This is a genomic window from Thalassospira australica (assembly GCF_044790785.1).
GTDB lineage: Bacteria > Pseudomonadota > Alphaproteobacteria > Rhodospirillales > Thalassospiraceae > Thalassospira > Thalassospira australica_A.
The window spans coordinates 4,174,795-4,188,869 of the sequence record NZ_CP085258.1 but is presented as its reverse complement, the minus strand read 5'-3'; the positions used below and the strand labels follow the sequence as shown (position 1 = coordinate 4,188,869).

Annotated in this window: 13 protein-coding genes; 6 read left to right on the top strand and 7 right to left on the bottom strand. The window is 54.9% G+C overall.

What is annotated here, in order from left to right:
* Positions 1 to 44: 44 nt before the first annotated feature.
* From LG297_RS19455 to LG297_RS19430, 6 genes are all read right to left on the bottom strand, one after another.
* Positions 45 to 1,736, bottom strand: coding sequence for a long-chain fatty acid--CoA ligase (locus LG297_RS19455; RefSeq protein WP_404423231.1), 1,692 nt, complete (start codon positions 1,734 to 1,736; stop codon positions 45 to 47).
* Between the two features lie 98 nt (positions 1,737 to 1,834).
* Positions 1,835 to 3,142, bottom strand: a complete 1,308-nt coding sequence (locus LG297_RS19450) for an OmpP1/FadL family transporter (RefSeq protein ID WP_404423229.1) — start codon at positions 3,140 to 3,142, stop codon at positions 1,835 to 1,837.
* Between the two features lie 54 nt (positions 3,143 to 3,196).
* Entirely contained in the window at positions 3,197 to 3,868 is a 672-nt protein-coding gene (locus LG297_RS19445; protein WP_404423227.1) for a DUF6134 family protein, read from the bottom strand.
* Positions 3,869 to 3,891: 23 nt separating this feature from the next.
* Positions 3,892 to 4,188, bottom strand: a complete 297-nt coding sequence (locus LG297_RS19440) for an SCP2 sterol-binding domain-containing protein (RefSeq protein WP_354376876.1) — start codon at positions 4,186 to 4,188, stop codon at positions 3,892 to 3,894.
* A 240-nt stretch (positions 4,189 to 4,428) separates the two neighbouring features.
* Positions 4,429 to 5,040 (bottom strand): RT0821/Lpp0805 family surface protein, encoded by a 612-nt coding sequence (locus LG297_RS19435; protein ID WP_404423225.1) that lies wholly within the window; start codon positions 5,038 to 5,040, stop codon positions 4,429 to 4,431.
* Entirely contained in the window at positions 5,037 to 5,279 is a 243-nt protein-coding gene (locus tag LG297_RS19430) for a hypothetical protein (protein ID WP_404423223.1), read from the bottom strand. The genes LG297_RS19435 and LG297_RS19430 overlap by 4 nt, the downstream gene beginning before the upstream one ends.
* A 290-nt stretch (positions 5,280 to 5,569) precedes the next feature.
* On the opposite strand from LG297_RS19430, the gene LG297_RS19425 reads away from it, so the two are divergent.
* Together LG297_RS19425 and LG297_RS19420 are read left to right on the top strand one after the other, a co-directional pair.
* The gene (locus LG297_RS19425) at positions 5,570 to 6,202 is read left to right on the top strand and encodes a LysE family translocator (protein WP_404423221.1); all 633 of its coding nucleotides are present in this window, start codon (positions 5,570 to 5,572) and stop codon (positions 6,200 to 6,202) included.
* A gap of 72 nt (positions 6,203 to 6,274) precedes the next feature.
* A complete protein-coding gene (locus tag LG297_RS19420) occupies positions 6,275 to 7,549 on the top strand; it encodes a CynX/NimT family MFS transporter (protein WP_404423219.1) in 1,275 nt (424 codons plus the stop codon).
* Positions 7,550 to 7,624: 75 nt separating this feature from the next.
* Here the strand turns inward: LG297_RS19420 and gcvA are convergent, their stop codons facing one another.
* Positions 7,625 to 8,542 (bottom strand): transcriptional regulator GcvA, encoded by a 918-nt coding sequence (gene gcvA / locus LG297_RS19415; RefSeq protein ID WP_114094701.1) that lies wholly within the window; start codon positions 8,540 to 8,542, stop codon positions 7,625 to 7,627.
* Positions 8,543 to 8,721: 179 nt separating this feature from the next.
* On the opposite strand from gcvA, the gene LG297_RS19410 reads away from it, so the two are divergent.
* From LG297_RS19410 to LG297_RS19395, 4 genes are all read left to right on the top strand, one after another.
* Positions 8,722 to 9,783, top strand: coding sequence for a DUF1338 domain-containing protein (locus tag LG297_RS19410; RefSeq protein ID WP_404423217.1), 1,062 nt, complete (start codon positions 8,722 to 8,724; stop codon positions 9,781 to 9,783).
* Between the two features lie 77 nt (positions 9,784 to 9,860).
* Positions 9,861 to 11,048, top strand: a complete 1,188-nt coding sequence (locus LG297_RS19405; protein ID WP_404423215.1) for an NAD(P)/FAD-dependent oxidoreductase — start codon at positions 9,861 to 9,863, stop codon at positions 11,046 to 11,048.
* Positions 11,049 to 11,110: 62 nt separating this feature from the next.
* Positions 11,111 to 12,454, top strand: coding sequence for an aspartate aminotransferase family protein (locus LG297_RS19400; protein ID WP_404423213.1), 1,344 nt, complete (start codon positions 11,111 to 11,113; stop codon positions 12,452 to 12,454).
* Between the two features lie 34 nt (positions 12,455 to 12,488).
* Positions 12,489 to 13,988 (top strand): aldehyde dehydrogenase family protein, encoded by a 1,500-nt coding sequence (locus LG297_RS19395; RefSeq protein WP_404423211.1) that lies wholly within the window; start codon positions 12,489 to 12,491, stop codon positions 13,986 to 13,988.
* The last annotated feature ends 87 nt before the right edge of the window (positions 13,989 to 14,075 follow it).

Below are 14,075 nucleotides of genomic sequence, written 5' to 3'. Positions count from 1 at the left end.
TTGGATTTTTTCCATTCTGTGTGGTGTGACGTTAACGTATTGAATTATTGCGGCTTTCCTTCACGTTTCAGGCGTTCTTCCTCGACCAACTCTTTTTTCGACAGCTTGCCGACCATGGTCTTGGGAAGTTCGTCGCGTATTTCGATTTCGCGCGGCATCTCGATTCTCGAGATTTTATCATCAAGGAATGCCCGCAAATCTTCGGCGGTCACGTTGGTTGCGTCATCCTTCAGCCTTACAAAGGCCTTTGGTGCCTGGCCGCGATACTGATCGGGCACACCGATCACGGTGACCTCGGCGATCTGTTCGTGCAGGTAAAGTGCTTCCTCGATGGCACGCGGATAAACATTGTAACCGCTGCACAGGATGACGTCTTTAAGCCGATCAACCAGAAAAATATATCCATCCTCATCGGAATAGCCGACATCACCGGTTTTCAGCCAACCATCGACAAAGGTCGCCTCGGTTGCGGCATCGTTTTGCCAATATCCCGGCATCACTTGCGGACCGCGCACGCAAACCTCGCCCTTTTCGCCGGTTGGCATGACCTGATCCGCCCGGTCAAGTGACCTGATCTGGATTTCGGTACCGGGCATCGGGATACCGATTGATCCTTCCTTGTTGGCACCTTTTACCGGATTGCATGTGCAGACGGGGCTTGCTTCTGTCAGGCCGTATCCCTCCACCACTTTTGCGCCCGTAATTTCCTCGAACCGGTGTTTGACTTCGACCGGCAGGGGCGCGCCGCCGGAAATGCAGCACCGAATTGTTGACAGGTCATGCTTCAATGTCTCGGGCGAGTTGTTGATTGCGGTATAGATTGTGGGCACGCCCGGGAAGATCGTGACGTTCTTTTTATCCAGTGCCTTAAGCAAGGCATCAAGTTCGAAGCGTGGCTGCAGGACCAGTTCTGCGCCAAGATTGATCGACGTGTTAAGCGCCACGGTCATGGCAAAGACATGGAAGAACGGCAGTACGCAAAGCGTAACTTCGTGCCCCGGATTTGCATCGGGCATCCAGCGGGTCAATTGATCGACATTGGCGCTGAGATTGCCATGCGTCAGCATCGCGCCTTTCGGCCGACCGGTGGTGCCACCGGTATATTGCAGCACGGCCAAATCGTCGGTTGTTACGTCTGCGACGAAATTGATGGGTTTGCAGTCGATCAGTCGGGAGAAAGGGATATGACGCAGATCTTTGGGGATTTCGGCAAGTTCGCTGCGCTTGAACAGGCTGAAAAGGACGCTTTTGACTGGCGGCAGGATATCGCTCATCTCGCAGACGACGATCCGTTTCAGACAGGTTGCGTCAAGGCAATCGGCAACCTTGGAATAAATCTGCTTCAGATTAAGCGTTACCATCAGGCGGCAACCGGAATCCTCGATCTGGTAGGCGATCTCGCGCTTGGCATAAAGCGGGTTGAAATTGACAACGACACCGCCGCATTTCAGCACAGCATAGTAGCAGATCACATAATAAGGCGTGTTGGGCAGGCAAAGGCCGACCTTGTCACCTTTGCGCACGCCAAGCTGATGGAAGCCTTCGGCGACGCGATCAATTTGTCTGGAAATATCCTCGTAGTCGTAAATACGACCCAGGAAATCAAGGCACGGGCGCTTGGCAAAACGTTTTGCGGCATCATCAAAAATCTCGTGAACCGGGCGCATGCGCACCGGCGAGCTGATATCGACACCATTTTGCAGGACAGGCGCATCTTGGACGTTTATCTGGTTCATACGCGTTAACTCCATTACGTTAACGTCACTTTGCGGGCAAAAAAAACCGCCCGACGCGGAATGGTCAACCGCCATCCCGCATCGAACAGTATAACCGATCAGAACTTGAAATTCGCCTGTAGAGCGATGATGTCTACGTGCGCATCGTAGTCGGCTGCATAGCTGCCAAGGAATGTATCCGTTTCGTCAACCCGTGCCGAGTTTGCGAAGACGTGTGTATATCCAAGGCTTACGGCCGCCCAGTCTGCAACCTTGTATGCAGCCCCAAGCGAAACCCAATACCGGTCTGAGTCAGGCAGTCTGACATTGCGATACTCGGTTTTTATTGGCGATTCATCGAACGCCACACCGCCGGAAAATGACCAATTCTCGTCATATTGGTATCTTGCCCCCAGGGAAGCAAACCAGGCGCTTCCCCATTTATATTCGTCAGATGTCGAATTTTGGGTTCCGGCCTGCGGACTAATGTCGCCGTCATAATTGAAGGTGAGTGTGTCGATGGAGTTCCAGTTGGTCCATTGCGCGTCAGCCATGACGGTCCACTGACTGTTCAGCTCCTGGGAGACGCCGAAGGTGACTGATTCTGGTGTGATAACTTCTGCCTCTGCATTCCTGTCTGTATAGCCAAGAGCGTTGGCAGCCGTATCAAAGTCGATCTTGCCGTCAAGTTTATGCTTGATTTCAGAGTTGTAGGAGAGACCGAGTTTTGTGCCATCAATCACTTCCCAGTTAATACCGGCAGCCCAGCCAGCATCGACCGAGTCACCGCTTACTTCACTGTTTCCTTCACCGGCACCGGCAAGATTTGGAACTGATCGGGCGAGCGACGCGTCCATCTGCTGAATTTGGGGGCCAAGCCCAAGGGAGAGCCCGTTTTCAAACCTGTATGCGAGTACCGGCTTGATATTTATGGTCTGGATTTTGGAGGTTGTGCCATAGAAGCGCCCGGCAAAATCAGGCTCATAGTCAGTTACCAGCCCCCAAGGTGACGTAATTGAAACACCCATGTTTAACTGGTCGGTCAGTTTCCAGACTGCGTGAGCGTTAGGCACAAACGCGTCCTGTGCCATATCCTTATAGCTGCCGTTATTGAAGGTTTGGGTGTTCGTGACCGCCCCACCTGATGCTTCAATGTTCTTGGCCTTTGCCACAGGCATAATCAGTGTGCCGCCAACACTATAGCTGGTCTCATCATACTGGCCGACAGTGCCGGGGTTATAGAACATGGTCGATGCATCGGTGGAGAGAGTCGACATGCCCGCAAAGCTGGAACCCTGTAACGTGCCGCTGGTTTCGCGGACCTGAAAGCCTGATGCATGGGCGCTGCCGCTTGCGGCAAGGGCGCAGATAAGTGCTGTTCCGGAAGCTGCCCCCCACAGGCAGCCTTTCTTGAATTTGGACGTCATGGGTATCTCCCTGGATCATAACGGTTTTGAAGAATGCGCTTTATGCGCCCGCTTTTATTTTTGCAGGTCTTTGGCATCGACCCGGATAAAGTCGATGTCGTAACCCTTTCTTTTGAAACTTGTTTTCAGAAGCCTGCCGTCATCGCCATACCAAAGATCGCGTTGAACATCCCCGGACATGACATAGTGTGTGGCCGGTGTTTCCCGGTTATTGATGGCAAGTGTTTCTGTCCCGGTTTTCCGGGTTGTTACAGCGTAAGGTTCGGCATTGATGACGCTGTAAAGGCTTGTTTTCGTGGTGACGTCCTCGCGCCAAAGCGTAAGGGGCCAGGCACCGTCACAGGCATCGCGTTTCGCGATCCTCTTGCCAGCGACTTCATAGCAGTCGCCGTCATATTCAGCCTTGTAGACATAGGGGGTTCCATCATCATTTGTGTCGGTATCAACAGACACAAGCTGATCGTTCCGCCATTTCTCAAGGCGTGAATGGCCATACTGGAATTGAAGAAAAAGGACTTTTACATCGGTACGTGTGGTGATGGCGGCTGTGTAACCATCCGGCGTGTCGGTGATTTCGACGGTTTCAAAGCCGATCGGTTCACCATCCTTCAAGACCTGATAATTCAGTGTTTCGTCGGCATGCGCCGATGAAGTTGCACCAAGGCTTCCGGCCAATCCGGCGGCCAAAGTGCAAAGAACGGTGCTTTTGATAAAGCCGTGCCGCATCCCTGTTCCCCTGACGATAGAAATCAATCCAGCATGGATGAAAGTTTTGCCGCGACTCCCATGGAGCCCTTGATCTTGAGCTTGCCCATTGTGAAGGCGAGCATCGGATCAAGTTTGCCGGCAATCAGCTTTTCCAGATTGGCTTTCTTGATTTTCAGGATGCAGTCCGCGTCACTCATATCGTCATCACTGATTTCCGGCTCGGGGCCGGTCGCATCGATGACAATATGTCCGTCATCACCGCAATCAAAGGCAACCACGGCATTGAGGCCGCGCAATTGCGGAAGTTTCTGTTTTACGGATTCGAGGATATCCTCCACGAACGCCTCCCTCTGAAGCTGATGTTGTTTTTCTGATTATGGCGGCACTGTAGCGCAAAGTGACGTTAACGTAAAACAAATTACGATATAGATAGTTGATATCCGTTTAAGTCACTGATTTGGATAAATAATCAACTGCCGGGTTGTTTCCGCAAACGGCAAAAGACCCGGAATTTCCGGGTCTTTTGGGAGATGTCAGAATGCGGATACGCGTATAAGTCGTAATCCGGAACAGGGATATCAGGATACAATCTGCCAGCTTCCGTCAGGCTGCATGCAGGCCGTGCCATAGCTTTGCTGCTGCTTTCCGCCAATGACAGTTGTTGCCGTATATTCGCGGCAGTAGCGACCGGCCGTGTTTTGCCATGTTCGGGTTGGCGTCATGTCGAACTGGCGTTGCGACTCCGGGTTGATCCAGCGCGCTGTCTGCCCGTCGGGAATTTGTTGCAATGCATATCCCGTGCAGGCAGCATCGGCCTGATCAAGGCTTTGCCCGACAGAGTATCCACCCAGAAGACCGAGAATCGCACCGCCAATCATTGCAACGTCACGTCCGCTGCCTTTGCCGATTGTTGATCCGATTGCCGTTCCCGCACCGCCACCGATCAGTGCGCCAATCACATCGCGGTTGCATCGCAGGAAATTCCCGTCCGACACGAACATGTCGGATCGATGCCTTCGGTCGTAATCCCTGTGATGGTGGTGTTTATCATTATGCTTTGCACGATAACCGTGCGCCGGTGCCCAGGGCGGCGGGTCGGCAAAGGCGGTTGTCGGAATTGCAACCGGTGCAATAATTCCGGCTGAAATGGCGACAGCCATAATCCGTCGTGTCCATTTTGCGGCTGTCATTTCCGGCGTTCCTCATTCTCGTGAAGGATATAACCGGCACCGGTGCCCACGACCCCGCCAATGACCGCCCCGCAGGAAATACATCCGCCGGTGACGGCTGTTCCGACAACGCCCACACCGGCACCAATGGCGGCACCGCTTAGCATTTTCTGATCTCTGTCACCCAAACCGCTGCAGGCCGATAATCCCAATGTGCTCGCAACGGCCAATGTAATGGCTGTGTGTCGCATCTCTCTCATGTCCTTCCCTTTTTGTTTTGTCGCGGCGGCATTCCGGGAAATGGATAAACCGCCGATAAAAACAGTTTGATCGGCTATTAAGGAAGGGGTTTGGCGGCTTTAAGGGGAGAATGCGGCAGATAAGGTAACAAAAAGGCATCGGGGAATGCCTTGATTCCGAACGCGTTTTCACCGGTGATTGACGCGATTTTGAAACATCATTTGCGTTGAAACGGTTCAGACATCCCGCTAGCTTGATGGCGCGGCTTTAGGCGCGATAACAAAATCCCAGAAAGACCAAGGGAAACATCATGACATTTGCGGCCTGGTTGTCCGTTGCGACAATCTGCATCCTTGGCGCGATGACGCCCGGCCCCAGTCTGGCCGTTGTTTTGCGATATTCCGTCGGGCAATCACGTCAGGCGGGTTTTGCCTGTGCGGTGGCCCATGGCTTGGGCGTCGGATTTTATGCCGTCATAACCATGACCGGGCTTGGCATACTTTTCCAAACGGTTCCGGCATTTCGCAATATCGTCAGCGTCCTTGGCGCGCTTTATCTGATCTATCTGGCGATCAAGGCCTGGCGTGCGGCAGGGGCAGGCGCACGGTTCGATGCCCAGCAGAGTGGGCAGGTCGCCGATACAATGACCCAGGCGGCGCGCGACGGTTTCATGATCGCGTTTCTAAACCCGAAGATTGCGCTGTTTTTCCTTGCCCTGTTCAGCCAGTTCGTGTCCCCGGAATTTGAATGGGGTGGTAAATTCCTGCTGGCTTTCACCGCCGCGGGAATTGATGCCGCCTGGTACTGCCTTGTTGCTGTCGGCTTGTCGCATGGTGCGGTTTTGCCGTGGTTGCGCGCACATTCCGGGTGGATCGAGCGCATCATCGCGATATTGTTTGTCGTGATTGCGATGCGCGTTCTGATTGGCATTCTGCCAGTTTGATCGATCTTTCTGCTGCATAAATAACAAAGTTACTCAGGCTTTCCCCGCCACCACATTCGCCGGAGTATTCCGATGACCCAATATCAGGATGGTGTTGCACCGTCTGAAGCTTCGTCCGCTGTGTCCCCAACGCAGCAGAACGGAAACACGCGATCCGCCGATCCTGCGTCGCGCGGATTTCGTCACCTTGGTCCGCATATCGGCTTTTTGCTGGCCTTGTTGCTGCTGGCTGCGAACATGCGTGGCAGTATCGTTGCCATGGGGCCGCTTGCCGAGATTGTCGGCGTTGATCTGCAGCTTTCGGGCGTGCAGCTTGGGCTGCTGACGACCATCCCGGTTCTCAGTTTCGGGGTGTTATCGATCTTTGCCCCGCGTCTTGGGCAGCGGTTCGGGTTGGAGGCAACCCTTCTGGCCATGTTGCTGTTTATTGCGGTGGGGCAGGGGCTTCGCGCGACGGGCAGTTATGGCATCATGATTGTTGGCACGATCATTCTTGGGTCGGCGATTGCCGTTTTAAATGTGCTGACCCCGTCGCTGGTGCGGCGCAGTTTCCCGACCCGTGTTGCACTGATCACAGCGCTTTACACCTTTACCATGTCGACAGGTGCGACTGTTGCGGCATTCGTTGCAATACCGATACGAAATGCGGCGGATGGTGATTGGCGGTATTCATTGGGGATCTGGGCGGTATTTGCCGCCCTTGCCTTCATATTGTGGCTGCCAATGTTGCGCTATCGCCACAAGGGGCCGGCACCCGTTTCTGTTACACAGGTTTCCTTGTGGAAAAATGTTGAAGCATGGTGGCTTGCCCTGTTTTTCGGGTGCCAGTCGCTGATGTTTTATACCGGCACAGCCTGGGTCGCGAAGGTCTTCATCGATAGCGGCATTTCCGAGGGTGAGGCGGCAACCCTTCTGACCATCTTTAACGTGTTTGGCATTCCGGCCGCGTTTGCAGCCCCCCTGATCTATTCGAAGATCGCCAACAAGAAACTGGCGATGGTCATTTTGCATGTTCCGCTGATGATCGGTATTCCGGGGTTTGTTTTTGCCACGACCGAACTTCCCTATCTTTGGGCGTTCTGCATGGGGCTTGGGCAGGGGGCGATGATCAGTATTGCATTGACGCTGGTGGGGATGCGCGGGGTCGACCCGCAAACCTCGGCCCGGTTGTCGGGGATGTGTCAGTCGGTCGGTTACTTGCTGGCGGCGGTCGGCCCGGTTTTGTTCGGGGCCCTGCATGATCTGCTTGGCAACTGGGAGGCGGCCTTGTCCTTCCTGTTTGCGATTGTGTGCATTCAGATGATTGCAGCCCTTCGTGCGGGATCGGCTGAAAAAATCGGTGGATAGCATTTGAGGGTATCACTTCATCAGATCAGATTGCCCGGACGTTAAATCGTCCGGGCCTATATATAATTAATGCCATTACGCGGCGTTTGATTGTGCTGATTCCGCCCTGCATGTCGCGATGATCCAGTCGCGGAAGGCCCGAACCGCAAAGTTGTTTTCCTTTTCTTCGGGATAAACAACGTAATAGGCATGCCGGTTGGGGATCGAGACGTCAAAGGGGGCGACAAGTCGCCCGTTATCAAGTTCTTCGCGCACCAGGAATTCCGGCAGAAGGGCCAGCCCCAACCCGGCAACGGCGGCCTGGATCACCATGTGGAAATGTTCGAACCTGGGACCGGCCAGTTCATCCACAACCGCAACACCGGTTGCGGCCAGCCAGTCCTGCCACGCGCGCGGACGGGTGGAATGTTGCAGCAGGGTGCAATTGCGGACCCGTTCGCGCGCAATCGGCAGATCGTCATTTTCCTTAAGGATTTTGGGCGCGCAAACCGCAATCAGGGTTTCACCCATCAGGCGGTGAAACACGCAGCCGGGCATGTTGTCCTCGCCAAAATGGATGGCGATATCGATGCCTTCGCGGGTGAAATTGAATTCGCGGGTCTGGGTGATCAGGTTAAGCTGGATATCGGGCCATGTGGTTTTGAAATCACCTAGTCGCGGCACCAGCCAGCGCGCGCCAAAGGTCGGCAATGTGCCGACATTCAGCATCCCGCCGGCATCGGAATAAGCCATGACCTGCAAGGTTGCGGCCTCTGCCCGGTCGAGAAGGTCGCGCACCTGTGCGGCATAGGCTTCGCCCGCCGCCGTCAGTTTCAGGCGCTTTTTCACCCGACGAAATAGATCCCGGCCCAGATATTCCTCGAGTGCTCTGATCTGGCGGCTGATCGCGCTTTGCGTCACATTCAGTTCCTCGGCCGCACGGGTAAAGCTCAGATGCCGGGCAGAGCTTTCGAAAAATTGCAGGGCAGTGAGGGACGGCAGGACGCGACGCATGTGTTTTGATCCCCAAGTTCATTACCAAATGGAATGATATGGTGCGAATATATCGTTTGTGAGAATTCCTGCCAAGTCTTAGCATTTCAATGGTTCGGAACCCCTCGTGCCACCACATGATCCTTCCGGACAGTAAAATTGATCGGGTAATTGATAATATTACGGAAGGAGAGGCAGAAATGCCCCAGCCAGTTAAATCCCCGCTAGACAGCCAGCTTGGCGCGGTGCTTAAGGCCGTTATTGGCGAGACAAAGGCCGATTATCTGTTTCGCATGATTGATGTGAATGACCGGCTTCTGGCCGATCCTGCGGACGAGGCCGGAAAAGTCAGCCGCCTGACGATGGCGCAGGCGCTTAACATGATCCTGTTTGATGGCCTTTTGGCAGCGGTCCCCGAAGGCAAAGTCTATTCCGAGGATAAACTGGCCGCGGGCGAGCCGATCATTTTCGATCATGGTGCCATTCGTACCGTCGATGGCCCGGCGACCGGGGATTTGCCGCGCGGTCATGTTGCCATCGCGCGTATTTTGGCCCCGCTTGGATTTGATGTTGCCGGTGTTTATCCGCTATCGCGTCTGAAAATGACGGGCCGGGCGTTTTGTCATGCAGATGAACCGGAACTGATCGCGCAGTTCTTTGTGTCCGAGCTTCACGTCGAAGAATTCAGCCCCGCCTTCCAGCAGGCGGTTGCCAATACGGTTGGCAAATCGGTTGATCCGCTGTCGCCCGGTGCCAAGGTCCTGCTTGATCAACTGGCCGCTAACGGCAATATCAGCTTTGCCGATGCCACAAAGCTTCTGCCGGTTCTGGTCAAATGTTTCGGCGCGCAGCACGGCCCGGTAGCCGAGGCCGATTATGAAATACTGTTGGCTGAATCCGCCGAAATGGCGTGGATTTCAACCGAAGGCAATGCGTTCAACCATGCAACGGATCGGGTTGACGATATCGAGGCGGTCGCCGACGAACAGCGCGCCAAAGGCCGCCCGATGAAGGAGAAGGTCGAAATTTCCAGCACCGGATCGGTGCGTCAGACCGCATTCAAGGCAACACGTGTCCTGCGTCAGATGCGCGATGCCAATGGTGATCTGGTGACCCGTGATGTGCCCGGTTCCTTCTATGAATTCATCAGCCGTGATCACGTCCGTGACGAGACGACCGGTGAACAAAAACTTGATCTTCGGTTTGACAGCAGCAATGCGCAGGGCATCTTTAAAATGACCGCCGGAAACAGGGCGGCATAAGGAAGCAAAAAGACCGGAATGCCGGAACGGGTTATACCGTTCCGGTTTCAAAACATTCTATCGGGTGGCAGGCGATCATGGGTTCAGTCGACGAAAATTATGATGTCATCATTGTTGGCGGGGCGGTTATCGGAAGCTCCGCCGCGTGGTTTTTGACCGGCCGGGAAGATTTCAAGGGCCGGGTTCTGGTTATTGAAAAAGACCCGAATTATGAATTCTGTTCGACAACCCTGTCGGCGGCATCGATCCGCCAGCAGTTTTCGACCCCGATCAATATTGAAATGTCGGGTTTTGGCATTGAATTCCTGCGCAACCTGAAACGGGACCTTGATCCGGAAGTCGATATTTCCTTCCATGAAAAGGGCTATCTGGTTCTGGCGACCGAGTCCGGCCGCGATATCCTGCGACAGAATCACGCAACCCAGACCAAGCTGGGGGCCGACATCGTCTGGATGGAGCCTGATGAACTGGCGGCCAAATATCCGTGGATGAACACATCCGATCTGGCGGCGGCCTGCTGGGGCCGTACCGGAGAGGGATGGTTTGATGCCTATTCCCTGATGCAATCCTTCCGCAAACAGGCCCGCCGTCAGGGGGCTGATTATATCGACGGCGAAGTCGTCGAAGTGCTGCGCGATGGCAATCAGGTTGTCGGTGTTGTCCTGAAAGACGGACGGCGGTTTGGCTGCGGGGCGCTGATTAACGCGGCGGGAACCGGTGGATCAAAAGTTGCCCGCATGGCGGGGCTTGAAATCCCGGTGGAGCCGCGCAAACGTTGCATCTTTGTGTTTGATTGCCGGGATGCGGCCGACATTAACGCGGCCTGCCCGATGCTGATTGATCCAAGTGGCCTTTATGTCCGTCCCGAAGGTGATCTTTTCATTACCGGAATTGCGCCGCCTGCGGATCGTGATCCGGAATGCTGGGACTTCGAAGTCGATTACAGCCTGTTTGACGATATCATCTGGCCGGGTCTGTACGAGCGTTGCGAACGGTTCGAGGCGATCAAGATGGTCAATGCCTGGGCCGGTCATTATTCCTATAACCTGCTTGATCAGAACGCGATCATCGGTCCGCATCCAGAGGTAAAGAACTTCTTCTTTGCCAACGGTTTCTCGGGCCATGGCTTGCAGCAAAGCCCGGCAGTTGGCCGTGGTCTTTCGGAACTGATTGTCGCAGGCCACTACCAGACACTTGATATGTCCGTGTTCGGGTATGAGCGCATCCGCGACAACGCCCCCGTTCTGGAACTGAACGTAATTTAAATCGATTTCGAAACGAATATTCGAAATCAATATCTTAACGATGAAAGCCGGAGCAACCCCACATGCCCCGTGACGATATGACAAACCAGACGCCTGATGCCGTGATTGATGCCGCCACCATCACGGCACGCCAGAAACACAGTGTTTCAAATGGTATTCGTACTCTGCATCCGATTTATCTCGACCGGGCGCTTAATGCCGAAGCTTGGGATATCGACGGCAATCGTTATATCGATTTCATCGGCGGGATCGGGGTATTGAATACCGGCCATCGCAATCCGGTCGTCATGGCCCGTGTGGCCGAGCAATGCGAACGCTTTACCCATTCGTGCTTTAACGCGTTGCCTCATGAACCTTATGTCGCGGTAACCGATTGGCTGGCGCAAAACTGCCCGATTGAAGGTCCGGCAAAATCGATGCTGACCAATTCCGGGGCCGAGGCGATGGAAAATGCCCTGAAACTTGCCCGTGCCTTTACCGGCCGGACCGGTGTTATTGCTTTCGAAGGCGCGTTTCATGGCCGAACGCTTGCGACCCTTGCGCTGACGGGTAAAACCAAACCCTACAAGACCGGATTGGGGTCGCTTCCGGGGCCGGTTTACCATTTGCCATATCCCTGCCGTGAAACCGGTGTATCGGTGGCCGATGCAATGGATGCCATCGCCAGATTGTTTGCCGTATCAGTTGACCCCGGAAGCATCGGTGCCGTGGTGATCGAACCCGTGCAGGGCGAAGGTGGTTTTCGGGCGTGCCACGCGGCCTTTCTTGTCGAACTGCGCCGTCTTTGTGATGCCAATGGCATGGTTCTGATCGCCGATGAAATCCAGTCGGGCTTTGGCCGGACGGGTAAGATGTTCGCCATCGAGCATGCCAATGTCTGCCCCGACATCATCGTGATGGGCAAGGGCATTGGCGGTGGCTTCCCGCTGGCTGCGATCACGGGGGCCGAGGATGTGATGAATGCCCTGATGCCCGGTGGTCTGGGCGGGACCTATTCCGGTAATCCGGTGGCGTGCGCGGCCGCGACCGGTGTGTTCGACGTGCTGGAGCAGGACGGTATTTTGAACCGTGCCAAGCAGCTTGGCGAAAAATATGCCACCCATATTGCCTGGCTGCGTGATTTGCCCGGTGGGCATGTGATCGGTGCTATGCGTGGTATTGGCGCGATGCGCGCCTTTGAACTGATTGCAGATGACGGCACCCCGTCGCCGAAACGACTGCAAACATTATTGCAACTGGCCCGTGCGAGCGGGCTATTGTTGATGCCAAGTGGCGAACACGCCAATGTGGTGCGCCTTCTGGCCCCGCTGACCATTCCGTTCGAACAGGTCGATGAAGCCTTTGCGATCATCGGCAAGTTGCTGCCAAAGCTGGCAGCGGTGTCGAATGCGGATGACCGGTCGTGATCGCCGTAAAATTCAAAAAGAAGGGAGCTTAACCGTGAGTTTCAAAAACATTCTGACCGAACTGGGCCTGTCCGAGGCCGAGATTTCCAATGGTACGCTTAAGGTTCAGACCCCGGTTGATGGTTCTGAAATTGCGGCTGTCGCCGAAACCGATCCGTCGGAAATGAACGACATCATTGCGCGTTCGAAAAAGGCATTTGCCCAGTGGCGTCAGGTGCCCGGCCCGCGTCGCGGTGAACTGGCCCGTCTTCTGGGTGAAGAACTGCGCGCGGCCAAGGAACCGCTCGGACGTCTGGTGTCGCTCGAATGCGGCAAGATCTATCAGGAAGGTCTTGGTGAAGTTCAGGAGATGATCGATATCTGCGATTTCGCCGTCGGCCTGTCGCGTCAGCTTTACGGTCTGACCATCGCGTCCGAACGTCCGGGCCATAAAATGATGGAAAACTGGCATCCGTTGGGTGTTGTCGGCGTCATTTCGGCGTTTAACTTCCCGGTTGCCGTCTGGTCATGGAACACAGCCCTTGCACTGGTTTGCGGCAACTCGGTGATCTGGAAACCGTCGGAAAAAACGCCGGTGGTGGCGCTTGCCTGCCAGAAAATCTTTGAAAAGGCATTGGCGAAATTCGGTGATGCGCCGGAAGGCCTGCATCAGGTGGTGATCGGTGATCGCCGCATTGGCGAAGCCCTTACCGACAGCCACGATGTGGCACTTGTTTCGGCAACCGGTTCGACCCGCATGGGCCGCGAAGTTGCCCCGCGTGTGGCGGAACGTTTTGGCCGGACCATCCTGGAACTGGGTGGCAACAACGCCATGATCGTGACCCCGTCTGCCGACCTTGATATGACCGTGCGCGCGGTGGTCTTTTCGGCGGTTGGCACCTGTGGTCAGCGTTGCACATCCCTGCGTCGCGTGATTGTCCATAAGGACGTCAAAGACGAATTGCTGCCGAAAATCGTTGCCGCCTATAAATCGGTCAAGATTGGTGATCCGCTTGCCGATGGCACGCTTGTCGGTCCGCTGATTGACGAGGACAGCTTCAACAACATGCAAACGGCCTTGGCCAGTGCCAGAAAAGATGGCGGTAAGGTGCATGGCGGTGAACGCGTGTTGGCCGATCAATATCCGAATGCCTACTATGTCACCCCGGCGGTTGTCGAAATGCCGTCGCAGACCGAAACCGTGCGCCACGAGACCTTTGCGCCGATCCTGTATGTCATGACCTATGAAACGCTTGAAGAAGCCATTGCGCTTCAGAATGGTGTGCCACAGGGCCTGTCATCCTGCATCTTCTCGACCGATCTGCGTGAAACCGAACTGTTCCTGTCAGCCGTTGGTTCGGATTGCGGTATCGCCAACGTCAATATCGGCCCGTCGGGTGCGGAAATCGGTGGTGCATTTGGCGGTGAAAAAGAAACCGGTGGCGGTCGTGAATCGGGTTCGGACGCATGGAAAGGCTATATGCGCCGTGCGACCAACACGATCAACTATTCCCGCGAGCTGCCCCTCGCACAGGGGATTAAGTTCGATATCTGATCACGCATTTGATCGGTTTTGATCATGAAACACCGTCGGGAAACCGGCGGTGTTTTTGTTTGGATGAAAATGCGATAGAATACGTTG